Genomic DNA, 20,551 nt, shown 5'->3' on the forward strand with positions numbered 1-20,551 from the left:
TGATGGACTGCCAGTTCTGCGTCGAGTTCACCGCACAGGGAAGCACGACACGGATCATCACCGAGACCACGGGCGGCTGGGTGTTACTGCCCACCGTCGGTGCTTTCACGCCGGGTTACTGCCTGTTCATGCCCCTGGAGCACCTGGACGCCGCAGCCGACATCACGCCGGACGGGCTGAGGCGGGTCGCCGCGGAGACGGAAGAGATGCGCACGCTGATCCAGGCCCGTTACGGGCCGGTCATCCTGGCCGAACACGGCCCCCGCGACTGCGAACTCGGGGCTTCCTGTTGCAGCCACTGCCATCTGCACCTGATCCCCGTCCGGGAGCCGGACGCCGTCACCGCCGCATACGAGAAGACCGGCGGCCCCGGCCGTCGGCTCACTTCGATGTGGGAACTCCCGGCAGCGGCCGACAGTTCCTACCTCTACCTCTCGCCCAGGCCCGGCGAGCACTACTACTGGCCCTCGGGGGGTTTCGCCCGCCAGTTCGTACGCCGCGTCTGCGCGCAGCAACTCGGTGTCGGAGAACGCTTCGACTGGCGCGACCATCCCTTCACCGCCTACCGCGAACGCACGTTCGCCGAGCTCTCCGCGGATCTGTACCTCGGGGACGCCGCCTGACGCCGGAGGGGGAGACGACGCGATGGCGATATCCCTGCCCCGCCCGCTACACGCACTCACCCCGGCCGAGCTGGCGGACGCGGCCAAGGACCGGCGCTGGCCCAAATGGCAGACCATGGCTCTGCTGCGCTCGCTGAAGCTGCCCGTCCTGAATGCCTGTCTTCTCGAACCCGGACACAACCCGGCCGCGGTCCGTACGGCCGCCCACGCCCTCGCCGCCGCCACGGGCACCGAGAACCTGATGATCCGCTCCGACGGCGGAGTGGAGAGGAAGCAGTACTACCGCGGCGGCAACACCTTTCCCGTCGCGGATATCCCTCCGCGCGCGGCCGGGCTGCTGGCCGACGGGCGTGCCGTGATCCTCGCCGAGCCCACGAACCGCTTCACCAATCGCCTCACGGTGCTGATGCGGATGGACCGGCCGGCGCCGGGGCGGCCCGGTCTGCTCACGCTGGAGGCCCTCGGCCCCGGCTACGACGTCGCGGACCTGACCCGAGGCGAGCTACCGCCGCAGGTCACCATCCACCTCGAGGACGTCGACTGGAGCCACTATCGGTCGCCCCGCTGGGACGAGTGGCAGATCACCGAGGATTTGTGCCCCGGCGGCGAGGACGCCCGGCGCCGGCGCCGCCTGGAGCGGCTGGCCACCCAGACCCTCGCCGACGGCGGGCATGTGCACGGTGGCGCGAGTGCCGGCCATGCCGAGGCATGGCTGCGCGAGCGCGGCTTCCTTCAGCTGTTCGCCCCGCAGTCGACCCGCGAGGCCCTGGCCCGTCGCGTCCGTCGACTGTTCGAGGACGCCTTCTTTCTTGCCCTGGCCCAGCCGAACCGGAACTGGCACTGCCTGGCCACGGCGTTCTCCGTCTTCGACGACCACCGCTCCGTCTACTGGGACCTGGTCGACGGAGAACACAAGTACGCCACGGCCGCACCGGCCGCCGCCGACCGTGAGGAACGGGCCGCATGACCACCGCGCCGATCTACCTCGACCATCAGGCCACCACGCCGCTTGACGAACGGGTGCTCCGCGAGATGCTGCCGTTCCTCACGTGCGAGTTCGGCAATCCGTCGAGTCCGCATGCCTACGGGCGGGTGGCGGCGCGCGCCGTGCGCTCTGCTCGTCGCCGTGTCGCCGATCTGGTCGGCGCCAAGAGCGAGCTGGAGATCGTGTTCACCTCCGGCGCCACCGAGGCCGACCACCTCGCGATCGTGGGTGCCGCCTTGGCCGCCCGCCCGCACGGCGGTCATCTCGTCACCACCGCGATCGAGCACAAGGCCGTCCTCGCCGCCTGCCGACGGTTGGTCGACCACCACGGATACACGCTCACCCGCGTCGGCGTGGACCGGCACGGACGTGTCCACCCCGCCGACATCGCCGCCGCCCTCACCCCGCACACCGTGCTGGTTTCGGTGATGCACGCCAACAACGAGATCGGCACCCTCCAACGCCTCGCGGCCATTGCGGAGATCACCGCACCGCGGGGCATCGTGCTGCACACCGATGCCGCCCAGAGCGCCGGCTACGGCCTGTTGGACGTCGACGAACTCGGCGTCGACCTCGCCTCCTTGTCCGCGCACAAACTCCACGGGCCCAAGGGCATAGGTGCCCTCTACATCCGTGGTGGTCTCCGGATCACGGCTCAGCAGACCGGCGGCGGACAAGAACGCGGATTACGGGCAGGAACCCCCAATGTCCCCGCGATCGTGGGCTTCGGCGCCGCGGCCCACCTCGTCACGACCGACGCCGTGCCGCCCCCGACCCGCATCCGGGCCCTGCGTGACCGGCTTCAGGACCATCTCCTGGCGGCGATACCGGGCGCAGGCGTCAACGGACATCCACACCGGCGGCTGCCCGGAAACCTCAGCCTCACCCTCCCCGGCATCGAGGCCGCCGACCTTCTCGACCGCCTGCCTGGTATCGCCGCGTCCACGGGATCCGCCTGCAACACCGGAAGCGGTGAACCCTCCCACGTCCTCACCGCGATCGGCCTCAGCCGCGCACAGGCCCGCGCGACTCTCCGCTTCAGCGTCGGCCGCACCACCACGGCCACGGAGGTCGACCAGGCCGCGCGTCTCATTGCCCGTACCGCACACGCCCTGGCACGGACACCCACCCACGCCTGATCGCCGTCCCGTGTCCGGGCGGTCGGGCCGCTCAAGCCATAGAGAGTCGGATGCCGTTGCTGTCGGCCCAGCCGGGTGGGCCGCCTGGGGATGTCCGCAGGCGGCCGGATCGATTACGGAGTCGTGCAGGTGAGGGGGCCCGCGGGGAGGTTGTCGCCGGAGGAGGATGTCGCGGTGAAGCCGAAGGTCGTGCTGCTGTCCGCCGGGATCGTGGCGTTGTAGGCGGCGTCGGCGACCGTCACCGTGCCGCCCGAGGCCGTGGAGAGGACGCCGCTCCATACGCTGTTGATCGTCGTGCCGCTGCCCGGCGTCCAGCCGACGTGCCAGCCGTGGAGCGGGGCGGTGCCGTGGTTCATCACGGTGACCGTGGCCTGGAAGCCGCCGCTCCAGGAGTTGTCCACGCTGTACGTGGCCATGCAGGAGCCGGTGCCGCCGGTGGGCGGCGGGGTCGGCGTCGTCGTGCCGCTGTCGCGGATGCCCGTCACCTCGCCGTGGCCGCCGTCGAAGACGATGTCGGAGCAGGAGAAGAAGTTCTCGTTGCTGTCCGAGCGCACCCACTGGATGAACATCAGCGCGTCGCCCGAACGGCCCGACGGCAGCGCCTGGTTCCAGTAGTAGTGACCGCCGTCCGTGCCGGGCGAGCCGGACGCGGGCGGGTTGGTGACCGTCGAGGCGAGCTGGAGGTCCGACCAGGCGAGCGGGGTCGTCGGCGACCAGCCCTGCTTGGTGAAGTAGACCCGGAAGTCACCGGGGTGCGCCGCCCAGTTGCTGTACTGGAGCTGGATGGTGGAGCCCGAGGTCAGATGGGTCTTCGGCCAGTCGTCGCGGGCCAGGTTGTAGCCGCTGAAGTCGTACGGCGACTTGTTGCCCGCGCTACAGATCGTGCCGTCCGGGACATAACCCTGGCCCTTGCCGCCGGCGTTGGAGTCCAGCACCGCGAACCAGTTGTAGAGCGAGGACGGCCCGCTCTGCGCGATGGCCGCCGCACAGGCCGGGTTGGTCGGGTCGACCGCGCCGCTGCTGGTGATGGCGTCCTTGTAGCAGAGGTAGGTGCGCGAGCCGGGGAACATGGCGACGCCGTGGGCCGACGCGGTTCCCGAGCCGAGGAGGACCAGCCCTAAGGCGGAGATCGTGGCGGCGAGCGCGGCCAGCAGTGCCGCCGTCCTGCTGCGTCGTCTGGTCATGGGGGAGACCTTTCGGAGATCGGCGCCCGCGGGCGCGAAAGGCGGACATGGGCATGACAAGCAGGAAGCGCGAGCGGTCTGGGAGCGCTCCCATTTCGGAGGATAGGGGCGCGTAAATCGTATGTAAACGGCCTGGACGAAGTGGGACCCGGCGCGGGCGGCCGGAGCCTGCCCGGCCGGGCCGGGGGACTGGGTGGGGGCTCGGCGTTACGCGGCCGTGCCGCCCGCGTAGTCGCTGGCGAATGTCGTCTCGATGGTCTGCGCCACCGGCTGGGCCACGCCCGTGCCGGTCAGGATGATGCCCAACTCCCGGTTGTTGCTCAGGGAGTTGCTGCTGATGTTCATAGAACCGGCCTCCACCGCCTGGGTGGACAGGCCGTAGTCGGCGACCATGGCCTTGGCGTGGATGTAGAAGCCGTTCGGGTCGGAGTAGCCGACCACCGTGCCGCCCGCGGCCTTGATCGCGGAGACCTCGGAGGCGTAGCTGGAGGGGTCTTCGAGGACGACGCGGACCTTGACGCCCGCCTTGGCGCGGGCCACGATCGCGTTGACGACCGTGCTGTCGCTGAACTCCAGTTCCTGCACGTCGAGCGTCTTGGTCGCGGCGTTGACGAAGGACACCAGACGGCTGCGCGAGTCGGTGGGGGACCACAGGAGGTGGTCGCCGTCGGTGGGGGTGACCGAGGTGCCGGCGTAGTCGGCGTCGAAGACCTTCTCGATGGCGGCGACGTCGCGGGTGTCGTCGGTGAAGACGCCGTAGTCCCGGCTGGTCGTGTAGTACTGCGAGGTCAGATTGCCGGTCAGGACCAGGGACTTGGTGCCGTCCACCGTGATCGTCTTCTGGTGGGTGTAGGTGAAGGCCGACGAGGACCAGACGACGCCCACGCCCGCGTTCGCCAGCGTCGTGTACGCCGCGTTGTCCTCGCTCTTGTGCTGCCGGTCCAGGACGACCCGGACGGTGACGCCCTTCTGCTCCAGCGCGACCAGGTCGTTGACGGCCGTGGTGTCCTCCAGCTCGTACATCGTCATGTCGAGCTTGCTGGTGGCCGAGTTGATGAAGTCGTAGATCGCCGGCTGGCCGGTGCCGGCCCGGGAGAAGGCGAACGCCGAGTACGTCGCCGCGTTCGCGGGGACGGCGGCGAGGGCGACGGCGGTGCCGGCGGCGAGGGTGACGGCAGCGCGGGTGAGGGCCTTCCGCAGCATTGCGTGACTCCTTCTGGGAGGCAGGGGAGGGGTGTCGGGTGCATGACACCACGCGCGTAGAACGCTGGGGAGGCGGCCGGATCCAGAGATGGCCAGGGAGGCGCAAAGACTCGGTATCGGGGTTCCGGTTTGCCCCTCAATGCCGGGCGGCGGGGCCGACAGGGCGTCGGTAAGGAGGGGGAGCGGGCGGGCGTAGCGTAGAAGGCATGACGAAGTACGGATCTTTCCCCGGTGCGCGTCCCCGCCGGCTGCGGACCTCGCCCGTCATGCGGCGGATGGTCGCCGAGACGCGTCTGCACCCCGCCGACCTGATCCTGCCCGCGTTCGTCCGCGAGGGCGTCGGCGAGCCCGTGCCGATCGCCGCGATGCCCGGCGTCGTCCAGCACTCCCGCGACAGCCTGAAGAAGGCCGCGGCGGAGGCCGTCGAGGCCGGGATCTCCGGGATCATGCTGTTCGGCGTCCCGGAGGACGGCAAGAAGGACGCCCGGGGAACGGCCGGTACCGACCCGGAGGGCATCCTCCAGGTCGCGCTGCGCGACGTACGCGCCGAGGTCGGCGACGACCTCCTCGTCATGTCCGACCTGTGCCTGGACGAGTTCACCGACCACGGGCACTGCGGGGTGCTGGACGCCGAGGGCCGGGTCGACAACGACGCCACCCTGGAGCGGTACGCCGAGATGGCCCAGGTGCAGGCCGACGCCGGCGCCCATGTGGTCGGCCCCAGCGGGATGATGGACGGCCAGATCGGCGTCGTCCGCGACGCGCTCGACCAGATCGACCGCGAGGACGTGGCGATCCTCGCCTACACCGCGAAGTACTCCTCCGCGTTCTACGGGCCCTTCCGCGAGGCCGTCGCCTCCTCGCTCCAGGGGGACCGCAAGACGTACCAGCAGGACCCGGCCAACTGGCGCGAGTCGCTGCGGGAGTTGGAGCTGGACCTCGCCGAGGGCGCGGACATGGTGATGGTCAAGCCGGCCGGTCCGTACCTCGACATCCTCGCGCGGGTCGCGGACGCGGTGGACGTGCCGGTCGCCGCATACCAGATCTCCGGCGAGTACGCGATGATCGAGGCCGCGGCCGAGAAGGGCTGGATCGAGCGGGACCGGGCCATCTTCGAGACCCTGACGGGGATCAAGCGGGCCGGGGCGCGGAACATCCTCACGTACTGGGCGACCGAGGTGGCGCAGAAGCTGCGCTGAACCGGGGAGCGGGGGAGCGGGCTGGAGCTGCCCCGGAGCGGCGGGAGCGCGGGCGGGCCGAGCAGTAGTTGAGGAATCAATCAGTTCGGTCCGCTGTTCACGGCGGTATGAAACGCATCGGCTTCCTCTCCTTCGGCCACTGGGGCGACGGCCCGCACTCGCGGACCCGCAGCGCCTCGGACACGCTGCTCCAGTCCATCGACCTCGCCGTGGCCGCCGAGGAGCTGGGCGCCGACGGGGCGTACTTCCGGGTGCACCACTTCGCCCGCCAGCTCGCCTCGCCCTTCCCGCTGCTCTCCGCGATCGGCGCGAAGACCTCGCGCATCGAGATCGGCACCGGCGTGATCGACATGCGCTACGAGAACCCCATGTACATGGCCGAGGACGCGGGCGCCGCCGACCTCATCTCCGGCGGCCGGCTCCAGCTCGGCGTCAGCCGCGGGTCACCGGAGCAGGTGGTCGACGGCTGGCGGTACTTCGGATACGCGCCCGGCGAGGGCAAGACCGACGCCGACATGGCCCGCACGCACACCGAGGTGCTGCTGACGGTGCTCCAGGGCAAGGGCTTCGCCGAGCCGAACCCGCGCCCGATGTTCGCCAACCCGCCGGGCCCGCTGCGCATCGAGCCGTACTCCGCGGGGCTGCGCGAGCGCATCTGGTGGGGTGCGGGCTCCAACGCCACCGCCGCCTGGGCCGCCGGGCTCGGCATGAACCTCATGAGTTCCACCGTCAAGGACGACGAGGGCGGCGCGCCCTTCCACGTACAGCAGGCGGCGCAGATCCGGGCCTTCCGCAAGGCCTGGGGCGAGGCGGGCTGGGAGCGCGAGCCCAGGGTCTCCGTCTCGCGCAGCATCTTCGCGCTCACCGACGACCGCGACCGCGCCTACTTCGGCCGCGACGGCGACAGCCGCGACAGCATCGGCTACCTCGACGCCGACACCCGTGCGATCTTCGGCCGCACGTACGCCGCCGAGCCCGGCGCCCTGATCGAGCAGCTGGCCGGGGACGAGGCGATCGCCGAGGCCGACACGCTGCTGCTGACCGTGCCGAACCAGCTCGGCGTGGACTACAACAGTCACGTCCTGGAGAACATCCTCACCCATGTCGCGCCGGCGCTCGGCTGGCGCTGACCCGACCGGCGGGAGTCGGCGTGCGCAAGATCCTGATCATCGGCGGGACCGGCTACACCGGCTCCCACATCGCCGCCGAGGCCGTCGCACGGGGCCACCAGGTGACGTCGTACGCGCGCTCCGCGCCCAGGACGCCGGTCGACGGGGTGGCGTACACCCAGGGTGCGGCCGAGGACGCGGCGCGGCAGGTTCCCGGCCGGGACACGGTGGTCGCGGCCCTGTCGCCGCGCGGCGACCTGGTGGGCCGGCTGCCCGGCCTGTACCGGGACATCGCCGCCGCGGCGGACGCCGCCGGCGCCCGGCTGATCGTGATCGGTGGCTTCTCCTCGCTGCGTCCCGCGCCGGGCGCGCCCCGGTTCGCCGAGGGGGAGCTGCCCGAGCAGTTCCGGGCCGAGGCGCGCGAGATGGACGCGGTCCGCGACTGGCTCGCCACCGCCGCGCCCGGCTCGCTCGACTGGACGCTGATCTCGCCCGCGGGCGGCTACGGCGCCTGGGCCGCGGGCGAGCGGACCGGGACGTACCGCGTCGGCGGGGAGGTCGCCCTGCTGGACGAGCAGGGGAGGTCGGAGATCTCCGGCGCCGACTTCGCGCTGGCGGTCGTGGACGAGATCGAGCGGGACGCGCATCCACGGCAGCACATCTCCGTCGCCTACTAGGCCGTCGCTCCGCGGGGAGTTCCGGTCACCAGCTCGCGATGTCGGACGGGTCCGACACCCAGTAGGTGACCTTCAGCGTGCTGTCGTAGTAGACGCCCTTCGCGGGCAGGGCGACGTTCGCCGTGGCGCCGCCGTCGCTGTGCGGCGTCCTGCCCTGGAAGTACACGGTCAGCTGGTGGCCGGTCTGCCCGCCGTCGCCGCTGCCGTCGGCGGCGGACAGCAGCACGCCCGCGTAGCCGGACTCGCCGGGCGCGAGGGTGGTGACCGCCTGCGGCTGGGTCGACTCGTCGGCGCCGGGCGCCCACTGCATCCCGTCGAAGCGGAGCACCGGGTAGTACGTCAGGTCGCAGTACTTCGAGCCGGTGTTCTTGACCGTGAGCAGCATGTGGTTGAGCGGGCGGGACAGCACCCGGGCGGTGACCTTGGTGTCGGAGCCGTTGCACAGGACGCGGTTCTCGGGGTCCCACGGGTTGCCCGCGGCCTGGGAACCGCCGGAGCCGCCGGAGGCGTGGGTTCCTCGGGTGCCGCCGCTCCGGTGGGTGTCGGCCGAGGTCTGCGTGCCCTTGGCTGCGGAGCCGGTCGATCCCTGCGGTGCCTTCGCGTCGGCGGAGGACCGCGTGCCGGAGGAGGCCCCGGTGCTGGCGCTCGCCGACGGGGTGTGCCGGGCGGCGCCCTCGTCCTGGGTGCCGGTGCCGTTGTCGCACGCCGTCAGGGCGAGGGCGGCGAGGGCGGCGGTGGCCGCGGCGAGCAGGGGGGTACGGGTGCGGTGGGTACGGCGGTTGCGCATGGCGCTTCTCGCTTCCGGGGCGTGGAGTGCTTGGATGTCCACAGCCTGCGGGCCGTTTCGTCCCGCCCGCCAGCCCCGGCCGCCGATCCGGGACGCTGGAACGACCAGACAGGCGATGACCTGCAAGAACGCCCCTCCCCTGGAACGGGGGAACGGGACAGGGGGAGGGGAAGGACCGTGTCGGACAGCACCGGGGGGACCGGATTCGCCGAGCGGCTGCGGGAGTTGAAGAACCGCTCCGGGCACAGCTACGGCATGCTCGCCAAGCGGCTCCACATGAGCACGTCCACGCTGCACCGCTACTGCAACGGGGAGGCCGTACCGACGGACTACGCCCCGGTGGAACGGATGGCGCGGCTCTGCGGGGCGTCCCCGGCGGAACTCGTGGCCCTGCACCGGAGCTGGGTGCTGGCGGACGCGGAGCGGGGGAGGAAGGCGGCGGCCGCGGGGGCGGTCGGGGAGGCCGCCGGGGGGCCGGGTGAGGAGGTCGCCGGGACGGGCGCCGAGGACACCGGCCAGAAGGCCCCCGCGGGCGCGGTGAGCGGAGGGGCCGGGGGCGCGGAGGCGTCCGGCGAGGCGGCAGTCGCCTCCGGGGCGGCGGTCTCGGGGGACACCGTGGCCGAGGGCAGCGGTCCCGCGCCGACGCCGGAGCCGGTAGCGGGGGCGACGCCGGAACCGGCGCCAACCCCCGACCCGGATACCGCTGTTCCCCGCGGCCGCCTCGGTCCCCGCCGCTCCGCCCTGATCGCCGCCCTCGCCGGAGCCGCCGTCCTGGGTGCCGTGGCCCTCGCGTTCGGGCTGCCCGGCGGGGGGAGCCATGAGCAGGGCGCGGCCTCCACCGGGGCCACCGTCTCCGACCGCGCACCGGCGCCCGGCACCGGGACCGGCCCCCGGCACCGCCCCTCGCCCTCCCCCTCGGGATCCGCCGGGCACCCCTCGCCCTCCGCCGTACGGGGGAGCACCGAGGGCCCGGACACCGCCCCGAGCGGACCGCCGGGCGGGGCGAGCGCCGACGGGGCGGAGTCCACGGCGGCCCCCCTCGCGATCACCACCCACCCGTACTCCTGGGAAAGCCCCTGCTCCCAGCACTACTTGATCGACCGCCCGCCCGCGGACGTCTCCCCGCCGCCGGTCGAGAACGACGCGCCCGCGTGGGTGGCGGTGCACCAGGCGGTCTCGGCGGGCGAGCAGTTCGTCACGCTCACCGTGCAGGGCAGCGGCAAGCAGACCGTGGTCCTGGAGGGGATGTCGGTGCGGATGGCGGGCAAGCGCGCGCCGCTCGCCTGGAACGACTACGCCATGGGCTACCCCGGCGTCGGCTGCGGGGGCGGGGTGCCCACGCATTCCTTCACCGTCGCCCTGGACGCCCTGCGGCCGGCCGTGCAGCCGGTGGCCGGGCAGCGCGGCTTCCCGCTCAGCGTGAGCGAGTCCGACCCCGAGGTCTTCTACGTCACGGCGAACGCGTCGGCGTACGACGTCAGTTGGTATCTGGAGCTGTCCTGGTCCAGTGGTGGGCGGCACGGCACCCTGGAGATCGGCGACAAGGGCCGGCCCTTCCGCACCAGCGGCAGCAACGGGCGCCCCGCCTACGCCTTCCCGCTGGGCGGCGAGAAGTGGGCGCCCGCGCAGTAGCCACCGGCGGGCGTGGTCACCGGTGGCCGCCGTCACCGGCAGCCACCGTCACCGGCGGCTCAGTCCCACCAGAAGAACCATGTGGTCTCGCCGATCAGCTCCTTGGCGTAGGCGCGCAGGGAGCCCGTGCCCTGCGCGATGGTGTCGGGGCAGAACGCGAAGTGCTCCGCCGCCACCGCCTCGGCCTCGGTCTGGTCGGCCGGCGGAGCGGCCACGGACAGCAGCAGGGCGTCGAGGCCGAGCGCGACGACCCGTATGCCGAAGCGGTCCTCCCAGGAGCGCAGGACCGCGCAGAGCCGGGCCACGTCGTTCTCGTGGTTCAGCGGGCCGGTCCAGCCGATCGCGGCCGGGATGTCGGCGGAGCGGCGCGCGGGCACGAGAGCGAGGCGGGGGGCCGGGAACACGGACTGGCGCTCGTCACCGGCGAGTTCGTCGGCGGCCCGCGCCGCGCACGTGGCCGGGTCGATGCCGAACCTCCTGGCGGGGGCGGTACCGGGCCACTGAGGGCCGAACGGCTCCAGCATGTCGCCGCTCTCCCCGCCCTCCCCGTCGCCCTCCCAGTACTCGGCGAGGACCTCCTCCGGGTCGTGGTCCCCCGGATAGGACATGTCGTCCGGTATCAACTCCCACTCGTCGGGCCCGCCTTCGGGGCCGCCCGTCTCCACCAGCACCGGCAGCAGCCCGGCGCGTGCCGCCGGGGTGCCGAGGGCGGCCCAGGTGCCGGGGGCGGCCGGCTTGTCCGCGAGCCAGAGCAGCGGCTCGTGGTGGGGGCCGTCGTCGGTCGTGTCGAGCAGCCTGCCGGGCGGCAGTCGGAGCCCCAGGCTGCGGCCGCTGGGATCGGTGGCCAGCCGGGGCAGCGGGTTGGGAAGAGTCGCCATGGGAGTGACTGTAGGGGGAGGGTCTGACAACGACCGGCGCGAGGCCCTAGGCGAGGGTCGTCACGCAGAACGGGTGCCCGGCCGGGTCCAGGAGCACGGTCCAGCGCTTCTCGCCCGGCTGGAACTTAGGCTTGGCGGCGCCGAGTTCGACGGCACGCCGCTCGGCGGCGTCCAGGTCGTCCACGCCCAGCTCGATCTGGGCCTGCTTGCCCCGGGCCGAATCCGGCCAGGTGGGCGGGCGGTAGTCGGGGACGCGGGTGAAGCCGAGGCCGGGGGCGCCCTCGGTGCCGAGCAGGATGAAGCCGTCGGTGGAGAAGAGGATGGGGTACCCCAGCAACTTTCCGTAGAAGCGGGCGAGTTCGGCGGGGTCGGCGCAGTCGAAGGTGACGGCGGCACAGCGGATCGCGGGAGTCGTCCGGGTGGTCATGGAAAAGACGCTACGACGCGATCAGGACAGCCACGGTCCTGGATGTACGGGTACACCTGGTCGCGCGGGACGCGCCGCGCGACCAGGGGCGCACTTCAGCGGAACGCGGGCCCGGCGGTCAGAGCTTCTCCGGGGTCCTGATGCCCAGCAGGGCCATGCCCCGGTGGAGGGTGCGGGCCGTCACGTCGCACAGGAAGAGGCGGTTCTCCACCTGCTCCGGGCTCTCGGCCTTCAGGACCGGGCACTTGTCGTAGAAGGTCGTGTAGAGCGAGGCCAGCTGGTACAGGTACGCGGCCAGCTTGTGCGGGGCGTACTCGGCGGCCGCCTCCGCCACCAGCTCCGCGAAGGCGTCCGCGTGCAGACCCAGCGCGCGCTCGGCTTCGTGCAGCTCCAGCTCCGGGTGCGCGGCGGGGCGGGTGTCGCCGGCCTTGCGGAGGATGGACCGGATACGGGCGTAGGCGTACTGGAGGTAGACGGACGTGTCGCCGTTGAGCGAGACCATCTGGTCCAGGTCGAACTTGTAGTCGCGGTTCGCCGACGTCGACAGGTCCGCGTACTTCACCGCGCCGATGCCCACCTGGGCGCCGCGCTCGGCGATCTCCTCCTCCGAGAGGTCCTGGGCCTTCTCGCGGACCACGGCCGAGGCGCGGTCGATGGCCTCGTCGAGGAGGTCGACCAGGCGGACCGTCTCGCCCGCACGCGTCTTGAACGGCTTGCCGTCCTTGCCCAGCACCGTGCCGAAGGCGAGCTGGACGGCGGTCACGTCGTCGTTCAGCCAGCCGGCCCGGCGCGCGGTCTCGAAGACCATGCGGAAGTGCAGGGCCTGGCGGGCGTCCACCACGTACAGCAGGGTGTCGGCCTTGAGGTTGAAGACGCGGTCGCGGATCGCGGAGAGGTCGGTGGCCGCGTAGCCGTAACCCCCGTCGGACTTCTGGACGATCAGCGGGACCGGGTTGCCCTCGGGGCCCTTGATGTCGTCGAAGAAGACGCACAGCGCGCCCTCGGAGCGGACCGCGACGCCGGACTCCTCCAGGAGGCGGCAGGTCTCCGCCAGCATGTCGTTGTACCCCGACTCGCCGACGATGTCCGCGTCCCGGATCTCCATGTCCAGCTTCTCGAAGACGGAGAAGAAGTAGATCTTCGACTCGTCCACGAACTTCTGCCAGATGGCGAGGGTGTGCGGGTCGCCGGCCTGGAGGTCGACCACCCGGCGGCGCGCGCGGGTCTTGAACTCCTCGTCGGAGTCGAAGAGTTTGCGCGCGGTCTTGTAGAGGCGGTCCAGGTTGGACATCGCCTCCTCGCCGGAGGCCGCGGTGTCCTCGGTGGACGCCTTGTGGTCCAGCTCGTGCGGGTGCTCGTCCAGGTACTGGATGAGCATGCCGAACTGGGTGCCCCAGTCGCCGATGTGGTGGCGGCGGATCACGGTCTCGCCGGTGAACTCCAGCAGCTGGACGACGGAGTCGCCGATCACCGCGGAGCGCAGGTGGCCGACGTGCATCTCCTTGGCCACGTTCGGCTGGGCGTAGTCGATCACCGTGGTGCCCGGCGCGGGGGCGTACGGCACGCCGAGGCGGCCGGTCTCGTCCGCGTACCGCGCGGCGAGGTTCCCGGTGATCGCCCGGTCGGCGATGGTGATGTTGAGGAAGCCGGGGCCCGAGACCTCGACGTCCTCGATCACCGCGTCCGTGGTCACCCGTGACACGACCTGCGTGGCGAGCTCCCGCGGGTTCGCCTTCGCCTTCTTGGCGAGGGCCAGGATGCCGTTGGCCTGGAAGTCGGCCCGGTCGCTTCGTCGCAGCAGCGGGTCCGCGCCGGCGGCCTCCGGCAGGGTGGCCGTGAGGGCGGACGCGAGCTGCTGCCGGACGGAGTCGCTGAGGGACGTGACCGAGGCCATAGGTGAGGTGCCGTTCTCCTCGTGGGGATGGATCGTCACGCCCAGTATCCCACGGGGGCCCAAACGAATTTTCCGGTCCGCCGGTGAACGGGGGGCCCGGTGAGCGCGTCCCACGCGTTGAAAAGGCGTTTTCGCGGAAGTGGTCCCGCCTGGGACAATGGAGCGGTCAGCCGTGCGACCGTCACGGCTGCCCGATGGAGAAAGAAGGACGTGCCGATCGTGGCTCAGAGCACCGAGACCACCGACTGGGTCTCCCGTTTCGCGGATGAGGTCATCGAGGAGTCGGAGCGCCGGGCCCCGGGCAAACCGGTCGTCGTCGCGTCCGGACTCTCCCCGTCGGGCCCCATCCACCTGGGCAACCTGCGCGAGGTCATGACCCCGCACCTGGTCGCCGACGAGATCCGCCGCCGCGGGCACCAGGTCCGGCACCTGATCTCCTGGGACGACTACGACCGTTACCGCAAGGTACCCGCGGGCATCGCGGGCGTGGACGAGTCCTGGGCCGAGCACATCGGCAAGCCGCTGACCTCGGTGCCGGCTCCGAAGGGTTCGTCGTACCCGAACTGGGCGGAGCACTTCAAGGCCGCGATGGTCGAGTCGCTGGCCGAGATGGGCGTCGAGTTCGACGGCATCAGCCAGACCGCGCAGTACACCTCGGGCGTCTACCGCGAGCAGATCCTGCACGCGATGCGGCACCGCGGCGACATCGACGCGATCCTCGCCCAGTACCGCACCAAGCCCAAGGTCAAGAAGCAGCAGCAGAAGGCCGTGGACGAGGCGGAGCTGGAGGCCGAGGAGGGCTCCGGCGCCGCGGCCGAGGACGACGGCTCCGCGGGCGGCGCCGGGTACTTCCCGTACAAGCCGTACTGCGGCAACTGCGAGAAGGACCTGACGACGGTCACCTCGTACGACGACGACACCACCGAGCTGTCGTACACCTGCAACGAGTGCGGGTTCACGGAGACCGTCCGGCTGAGCGAGTTCAACCGCGGCAAGCTGGTCTGGAAGGTCGACTGGCCGATGCGCTGGGCCTACGAGGGCGTGATCTTCGAGCCGAGCGGGGTCGACCACTCCTCTCCGGGGTCGTCCTTCCAGGTGGGCGGGCAGATCGTCGGCATCTTCGGCGGCGAGCAGCCCATCGGCCCGATGTACGCGTTCGTCGGCATCTCCGGCATGGCCAAGATGTCGTCCTCGCGCGGCGGCGTGCCCACCCCGGCGGACGCGCTGAAGATCATGGAGCCGCAGCTGCTGCGCTGGCTGTACGCCCGCCGCCGGCCCAACCAGTCCTTCAAGATCGCCTTCGACCAGGAGATCCAGCGGCTCTACGACGAGTGGGACAAGCTCGCCGCCAAGGTCGCCGACGGATCCGCGCTGCCGGGTGACGTGGCCGCGTACACCCGCGCGGTCGGCACGGCGGCCGGCGAGCTGCCGAAGACGCCGCGCCCGCTGCCGTACCGCACGCTGGCGTCCGTCGCCGACATCACGGCCGGGCACGAGGACCAGGCCCTGCGGATCCTGTCCGAGCTGGATCCGCAGCGCCCGCTGTCCTCGCTGGCGCAGGCCCGGCCGCGGTACGACAAGGCCGAGGCCTGGATCAACACGCACGTGCCCGCCGACCAGCGGACCATCGTGCGCGAGGAGCCGGACGCCGAGCTGCTGAAGTCGCTGGACGAGGCGTCCCAGCGGTCGCTGCGGCTGCTGCTCGACGGTCTCGCCGAGCACTGGTCGCTGGACGGCCTGACGCACCTCGTCTACGGCGTGCCGAAGGTGCAGGCCGGGTTCTCGGCGGATGCGACGCCCAAGGAGCTGCCGCCGGAGATCAAGGCCGCCCAGCGGACGTTCTTCGCGCTGCTGTACCAGCTGCTGGTGGGCCGGGACACCGGTCCCCGGCTGCCCACGCTGCTGCTCGCGGTGGGACAGGAGCGGGTGCGGACGCTGCTCGGCCAGTGATCCGCGGATGAGTGAGGGGCCCTCCGGCGGGAGGGCCCCTCACTCGTGTGTCAGGCGATGTGGTCCTCCTCCAGCTCCGCCGAGTGGCGCTGCTGGAAGCGGGCGGCGAGGGACTTCAGCTCGGCGGGGCTGAGCTGGGTGCCGTAGGTCGCCTGGATGTTCTCGCCCAGGATGTGGGGCGTGGGGTAACTGCCGTCTATCGACTGCCGGAAGACCTGGTAGAAGGCGTCCTCGTCCGGTTCGGCGGCGGGGGTGCCGCCGCCCTCGCCCAGTTCGCGGGTGCGGTGCGGGCCCACCGGGATGGGGAAGCTGCCGGTCTCCTCGGCGGAGGGCTGCTGGAAGCGCTCCGGGGGCTGGCCCTCGTACCAGTCCTCGTACTGCTCCTCGGGGTCGTACTGGGGGTCCGGGGGCGGCTCGAAGGAGGGGTCGTAGCCGCCGTGGTACTCGACCTCCCGCGGCGCCTGGAACCAGGGGCTCGCCTCCTCCGGGGCCGGGGCCGGGGCGGGGTGGGGCGCGGCGGCCTGGGCGGTGGGCACGGCGGTGGTCGCGGGGGCGGGTGCCGGGCCGGTGGCGGCCGGCCGGGCGGCCGGTTCCGCGGCGGCGGCCGGCGCCGGTACGGTCCCCGCCGCCACCGGTACCGCGTCCGCCGCCGGTGCCGCCGCGGTCCCCGCGGTCAGTGCCGGTGCCGGGGCGGCCGGGGACAGGAGCACCGGCTCGATGCCCGCCGCCAGCAGGCCGGACGGGGCGGTCTCGGCGAGCGGGACGCCGTAGCGCGCCAGGCGCAGCGGCATCAGGGACTCCACCGGGGCCTTGCGGCGCCAGGCGCGGCCGAAGCGGGAGCGCAGGCGGGCCTGGTAGACGAGACGTTCCTGCTCCAGCTTGATCACCTGCTCGTAGGAGCGCAGCTCCCAGAGCTTCATGCGGCGCCACAGCAGGAACGTGGGCAGCGGGGAGAGCAGCCAGCGGGTGAGCCGGACGCCCTCCATGTGCTTGTCGGCCGTGATGTCCGCGATCCGGCCGACGGCGTGCCGGGCCGCCTCGACGGCGACGACGAACAGGATCGGGATCACCGCGTGCATGCCGACGCCGAGCGGGTCGGGCCAGGCGGTGGCGCCGTTGAAGGCGATCGTCGCCGCCGTCAGCAGCCAGGCGGCCTGGCGCAGCAGCGGGAAGGGGATGCGGATCCAGGTCAGCAGCAGGTCCAGGGACAGCAGGACGCAGATACCCGCGTCGATGCCGACCGGGAACACATAGGCGAAGTTCCCGAAGCCCTTTTTCAGGGCCAGCTCGCGGACGGCCGCGTACGAACCGGCGAAGCCGATGCCCGCGATGATCAGGGCACCGCCCACGACCACGCCGATGAGTATCCGGTGCATCCGAGTCAGCTGCGGTGGCGCGGCCACTCGTACTCCCCTCCCGTTGCCTGTTGTTGCGCGCAACAGGGTGGCACACGCGTACGACGCACGTGGTGCCGGTCGACGTAAGCCCGTTCGGTCAGCTCTTTTTGGCGGACGCGGACGACGAGGGGGTGCCGGACGGCTTCGGGGACGAGCCGCCGGACGAACCGCCGGACGCGGAACCGCTGTTGGCCGAGGAAACCGAGTTCACGGCCTCCTTGAGGGCCTTCTGCGCGGACGTGGCGAGGCCGTCGGCGTCCGGGGTCTTGTCGCCCGCGAGGCCCGCGCCGTTGAAGTCGAGGGTGACGACGACGTTCTCCACCCGCGCCACCAGGGTCTCCTGCTTGAAGAGACCCTCCTTCTTCTGCAGGTCGTAGCGTACGGACGTCGCCTCGTCGCCGGTGCCGGACACCGAGGCGACCTTGGCGTTCTTCGCACCGCTCACCGACTGGGCGTCCTTGACCTGGTTGACGAAGTACTCGTGCGCCTGGGTGTTCGCCGCGCCGCGGGTGGCGTCGGAGTCGAAGCGCAGCAGGGAGATGTTCAGCCAGCGGAACTGGGAGCCCTTGACGCCGTTGTTGCTCAGGCTGCTCCAGGAGCAGGAGCCACGCGAGGACGGTTCGTCCGAACTGCCCTTCTTGCCCGAGCTGTCGGCCTTCGGCACCATGTCGCCCAGGGTCTTCTCCGACAGCGCCTTGCAGGCGTCCGGCAGCGTCTTGTACGCCGCGGGCGCCACCGACGGGGAGGAACTGGCGGACGGCGCGGCGCTGTCGCCCGCCGGGCTGGAGGCGCTGGTGGAGCTGCTCTTGGGCTTGGAATCGCCGGAGTCCGAGGAGCAGGCCGCGGTGATCAGTACCGCGGGGAGTGCCGCCGCGCAGACAAGGGCACGGCGCAGACGCCTGTTTCGCTGTTCCAGCCGGGCACGGTCGTCTCGCTTGACTCGCTGCATGGTTCCTTCACTCATGACGCTCGGTGTTCGTGCGGGTTCCTGCGGGGCCCCACCGTACGCGGTGAAGGAGCTGTGCGGTTTCCGTCCGGGACCTTCGCGGTCGGGCGCGCGCGGGCCGCGCGGGCGGATCAGCTGCCCAGCGCGTCGTCCAGCTTGGCGGCCAGTTTCTGGGCCTTGTCCTGCATTTCCTTGCTGTCGGGAGCCGCGCCGGCGGCCATCGGCTGCTCCTCGTACTGGATGGTGACGACGACGTTGGACGTGCGGAACACCACAGTCACCGTCCGCTGCGCGGCGGTCGAACCGGACGTGCCGAGCTTGTCGTCGAGGTACGCCTCGTCGCCGAGGTCGGAGAGGGTGCGCGGCTGGAGATCGGCGCCCGGCGCGCCCGAGGGGGAGTCCGAGGCGGAGGAGGTGCCGCTCGGGGAGTCGCCGGGCGAGGGGGTGCCCGAGGGCGAGGGGCTGTCACTCTGGCTGGGCGAGGGCGGGGCGTCGCTCGCGGCGGACAGACCGGCGGCCGACTCCTTCTGCTCGAACAGCTCCCGCGCCTGGTCGTCGTCGCTGACCGTGTTGTCGTACGACACCACGCGCTCCAGGTCGACCGAGAGGCGGTCGGTGGCGTCGGCGGAAGGGACCTTCCAGCGGCAGCCGACCTTGCGGTCGGTGTCGTACGTCAGCTCCGCCTCGCCCTGGTACGCCTTGTCCCGCTGGTCGGGGTCCGCGATCTGCCCGATGCCGGGCAGCAGCGCGTCGAGGGTGCCGTGGCTCACCGCGCCGCAGGGCTCGGGGAGGGTGCGGTAGCGGCCGGGCTGGGCCGCGGCGGCGGCGGTTCCGGCGTCGCCGGGGTTGGCGTCGTCCGCCGCTCCGCCGCCGCCCGAGCCGCCGGAGCAGCCCGCGAGCAGCGCCGCGAGCAGGGCGGCGGTGCCGGTTACGTACGCCTTCCGCTGCACGGGCGGGCTCCTTCCGACGGCTGCGCTCCGAGGATGCGCGCGATGGTCGCCTCAGTGTCCCCGCTGGTTATTCGCTTGCCGCGGCGGGGGCTGGCCTGGAGACAATGTGTATCGCACGCGCCGCGGTGAACGCCGGTCCGGGGTCCCCTTTCGCCAGGCTGGGCGCTGCTTTTCCTTTTTGCTGCTTTTAAGCCATTTATCGCTTTTCTTATCGCTCTTGTTGTTCCAGTTGTCGAGTCCGGGGGGACGAGGAAGTCATGTCGTACGTGGAGATGCCGGGCGCGCGGGTGCCGATCCGGATGTGGGCCGACCCGGCCACGGTCGAGGACGGCGCCCTGCGCCAGCTCCAGAACGTGGCGACGCTGCCGTGGATCAAGGGCCTGGCCGTGATGCCGGACGTGCATTACGGCAAGGGCGCCACGGTCGGCTCCGTGATCGCGATGCGGGACGCGGTGTGCCCGGCCGCGGTCGGGGTGGACATCGGCTGCGGGATGTCCGCGGTGAAGACCTCGCTGACCGCCGGCGACCTGCCGGGCGACCTGTCCCGGCTGCGCTCGAAGATCGAGCAGGCGATCCCGGTGGGCCGCGGCATGCATGACGACCCGGTCGACCCCGGCGGCTTCCACGGTCTGCCGACCAGCGGCTGGGACGAGTTCTGGGGGCGGTTCCGCGGGGTCGCCGAGGCGGTCCACTTCCGCCAGGAGCGCGCCACCAGGCAGATGGGCACGCTCGGCAGCGGCAACCACTTCGTGGAGGTGTGCACCGACACCGCCGGCGCGGTCTGGCTGATGCTCCACTCCGGGTCCCGCAACATCGGCAAGGAGCTGGCCGAGCACCACATCGGCGTGGCCCAGAAGCTCCCGCACAACCAGGGCCTGGTCGACCGCGACCTGGCCGTGTTCGTCGCGGACACCCCGCAGATGGCGGCGTACCGCAACGACCTGTTCTGGGCGCAGGAGTACGCGAAATACAACCGCACCCTGATGATGGCGCTCCTGAAGGACGTGATCCGCAAGGAGTTCAAGAAGGCCAAGCCGCTGTTCGAGCCGGAGATCTCCTGCCACCACAACTACGTGGCCGAGGAGCGCTACGACGGCATGGACCTGCTGGTCACCCGCAAGGGCGCGATCCGGGCCGGCTCCGGCGACCTCGGCATCATTCCGGGCTCCATGGGCACGGGCTCGTACATCGTCAGGGGCCTGGGCAACGACAGCTCCTTCAACTCCGCCTCGCACGGCGCGGGCCGGCGCATGAGCCGCAACGCGGCCAAGCGGCGCTACACCGCCAAGGACCTGGAGGAGCAGACGCGGGGCGTGGAGTGCCGCAAGGACTCCGGTGTGGTGGACGAGATTCCGGGCGCCTACAAGTCCATCGACCAGGTCATCGACCAGCAGCGGGACCTGGTGGAGGTCGTGGCGAAGCTGAAGCAGGTCGTCTGCGTCAAGGGCTGAGGGCGGCGGACGCGGAAGGGGGCCGGAACCATTCCGGCCCCCTTCGCTGTCCTCAGGTGCGGGCATCGACGCGGGCATCAACCGTGCAGCAGTGTCGTGGGAACTCTCTGGGGAGGGACG

Annotated in this window: 18 protein-coding genes; 9 read left to right on the forward strand and 9 right to left on the reverse strand. The window is 71.7% G+C overall.

Going from position 1 to position 20,551, the window contains the following annotated elements; genetic code table 11:
- The first annotated feature begins 2 nt into the window (after positions 1–2).
- The 3 genes from ACZ7EC_RS16055 to ACZ7EC_RS16065 are packed head-to-tail and all read left to right on the forward strand — an operon-like array spanning position 3 to position 2,747.
- Positions 3–623 carry a hypothetical protein gene (locus tag ACZ7EC_RS16055; RefSeq protein WP_471062950.1) on the forward strand — a complete coding sequence of 207 codons (621 nt, stop codon included), beginning with the start codon at positions 3–5 and terminating at the stop codon, positions 621–623.
- Positions 624–645: 22 nt separating this feature from the next.
- The gene (locus tag ACZ7EC_RS16060) at positions 646–1,590 is read left to right on the forward strand and encodes a hypothetical protein (RefSeq protein WP_471062951.1); all 945 of its coding nucleotides are present in this window, start codon (positions 646–648) and stop codon (positions 1,588–1,590) included.
- Positions 1,587–2,747: a cysteine desulfurase family protein gene (locus ACZ7EC_RS16065; RefSeq protein WP_471062953.1), complete on the forward strand. Its 1,161-nt coding sequence runs from the start codon at positions 1,587–1,589 to the stop codon at positions 2,745–2,747. Before ACZ7EC_RS16060 ends, ACZ7EC_RS16065 begins: the two co-directional genes overlap by 4 nt.
- A gap of 113 nt (positions 2,748–2,860) precedes the next feature.
- Here the strand turns inward: ACZ7EC_RS16065 and ACZ7EC_RS16070 are convergent, their stop codons facing one another.
- Both ACZ7EC_RS16070 and ACZ7EC_RS16075 read right to left on the reverse strand, forming a co-directional pair.
- Positions 2,861–3,931, reverse strand: a complete 1,071-nt coding sequence (locus ACZ7EC_RS16070; RefSeq protein ID WP_471062955.1) for a lytic polysaccharide monooxygenase auxiliary activity family 9 protein — start codon at positions 3,929–3,931, stop codon at positions 2,861–2,863.
- Positions 3,932–4,138: 207 nt separating this feature from the next.
- Entirely contained in the window at positions 4,139–5,134 is a 996-nt protein-coding gene (locus tag ACZ7EC_RS16075; protein WP_471062957.1) for a phospholipase D-like domain-containing protein, read from the reverse strand.
- 206 nt (positions 5,135–5,340) lie between these two features.
- On the opposite strand from ACZ7EC_RS16075, the gene hemB reads away from it, so the two are divergent.
- The 3 genes from hemB to ACZ7EC_RS16090 all read left to right on the forward strand — a co-directional run bounded on the left by hemB (position 5,341) and on the right by ACZ7EC_RS16090 (position 8,119).
- Positions 5,341–6,333 carry a porphobilinogen synthase gene (gene hemB / locus ACZ7EC_RS16080; protein WP_471062959.1) on the forward strand — a complete coding sequence of 331 codons (993 nt, stop codon included), beginning with the start codon at positions 5,341–5,343 and terminating at the stop codon, positions 6,331–6,333.
- 107 nt (positions 6,334–6,440) lie between these two features.
- A complete protein-coding gene (locus ACZ7EC_RS16085) occupies positions 6,441–7,463 on the forward strand; it encodes an LLM class flavin-dependent oxidoreductase (protein ID WP_471062961.1) in 1,023 nt (340 codons plus the stop codon).
- A gap of 20 nt (positions 7,464–7,483) precedes the next feature.
- Positions 7,484–8,119: an NAD(P)-dependent oxidoreductase gene (locus ACZ7EC_RS16090; protein WP_471062963.1), complete on the forward strand. Its 636-nt coding sequence runs from the start codon at positions 7,484–7,486 to the stop codon at positions 8,117–8,119.
- A 25-nt stretch (positions 8,120–8,144) separates the two neighbouring features.
- Here the strand turns inward: ACZ7EC_RS16090 and ACZ7EC_RS16095 are convergent, their stop codons facing one another.
- Complete coding sequence (locus tag ACZ7EC_RS16095) at positions 8,145–8,906, reverse strand: DUF4232 domain-containing protein (protein WP_471062965.1); 762 nt, start codon at positions 8,904–8,906, stop codon at positions 8,145–8,147.
- A 177-nt stretch (positions 8,907–9,083) separates the two neighbouring features.
- Between ACZ7EC_RS16095 and ACZ7EC_RS16100 the strand changes: the two genes are divergently transcribed.
- Positions 9,084–10,538 (forward strand): helix-turn-helix domain-containing protein, encoded by a 1,455-nt coding sequence (locus tag ACZ7EC_RS16100; RefSeq protein ID WP_471062966.1) that lies wholly within the window; start codon positions 9,084–9,086, stop codon positions 10,536–10,538.
- Between the two features lie 59 nt (positions 10,539–10,597).
- Here the strand turns inward: ACZ7EC_RS16100 and ACZ7EC_RS16105 are convergent, their stop codons facing one another.
- The 3 genes from ACZ7EC_RS16105 to argS all read right to left on the reverse strand — a co-directional run bounded on the left by ACZ7EC_RS16105 (position 10,598) and on the right by argS (position 13,737).
- Positions 10,598–11,416 carry a DUF4253 domain-containing protein gene (locus ACZ7EC_RS16105; protein ID WP_471062968.1) on the reverse strand — a complete coding sequence of 273 codons (819 nt, stop codon included), beginning with the start codon at positions 11,414–11,416 and terminating at the stop codon, positions 10,598–10,600.
- Positions 11,417–11,462: 46 nt separating this feature from the next.
- Positions 11,463–11,843 carry a VOC family protein gene (locus ACZ7EC_RS16110; protein ID WP_471062970.1) on the reverse strand — a complete coding sequence of 127 codons (381 nt, stop codon included), beginning with the start codon at positions 11,841–11,843 and terminating at the stop codon, positions 11,463–11,465.
- A 118-nt stretch (positions 11,844–11,961) separates the two neighbouring features.
- Positions 11,962–13,737, reverse strand: a complete 1,776-nt coding sequence (argS, locus tag ACZ7EC_RS16115; protein WP_471063598.1) for an arginine--tRNA ligase — start codon at positions 13,735–13,737, stop codon at positions 11,962–11,964.
- A gap of 210 nt (positions 13,738–13,947) precedes the next feature.
- Between argS and lysS the strand changes: the two genes are divergently transcribed.
- Positions 13,948–15,687, forward strand: a complete 1,740-nt coding sequence (lysS, locus tag ACZ7EC_RS16120; RefSeq protein ID WP_471062972.1) for a lysine--tRNA ligase — start codon at positions 13,948–13,950, stop codon at positions 15,685–15,687.
- A gap of 50 nt (positions 15,688–15,737) precedes the next feature.
- On the opposite strand, the gene ACZ7EC_RS16125 is transcribed toward lysS, so the two are convergent.
- From ACZ7EC_RS16125 to ACZ7EC_RS16135, 3 genes are all read right to left on the reverse strand, one after another.
- A complete protein-coding gene (locus ACZ7EC_RS16125) occupies positions 15,738–17,063 on the reverse strand; it encodes a DUF2637 domain-containing protein (RefSeq protein ID WP_471062974.1) in 1,326 nt (441 codons plus the stop codon).
- A 118-nt stretch (positions 17,064–17,181) separates the two neighbouring features.
- Positions 17,182–18,033: a DUF3558 domain-containing protein gene (locus tag ACZ7EC_RS16130; protein WP_471062976.1), complete on the reverse strand. Its 852-nt coding sequence runs from the start codon at positions 18,031–18,033 to the stop codon at positions 17,182–17,184.
- Between the two features lie 128 nt (positions 18,034–18,161).
- On the reverse strand, positions 18,162–18,980 hold the full coding sequence (locus ACZ7EC_RS16135; protein WP_471062977.1) for a DUF3558 domain-containing protein: 819 nt from the start codon (positions 18,978–18,980) through the stop codon (positions 18,162–18,164).
- Between the two features lie 257 nt (positions 18,981–19,237).
- Between ACZ7EC_RS16135 and ACZ7EC_RS16140 the strand changes: the two genes are divergently transcribed.
- On the forward strand, positions 19,238–20,431 hold the full coding sequence (locus tag ACZ7EC_RS16140; RefSeq protein WP_471062979.1) for an RtcB family protein: 1,194 nt from the start codon (positions 19,238–19,240) through the stop codon (positions 20,429–20,431).
- Positions 20,432–20,551 lie beyond the last annotated feature (120 nt).

It is taken from the genome of Streptomyces sp. NPDC037203 (genome assembly GCF_055605065.1).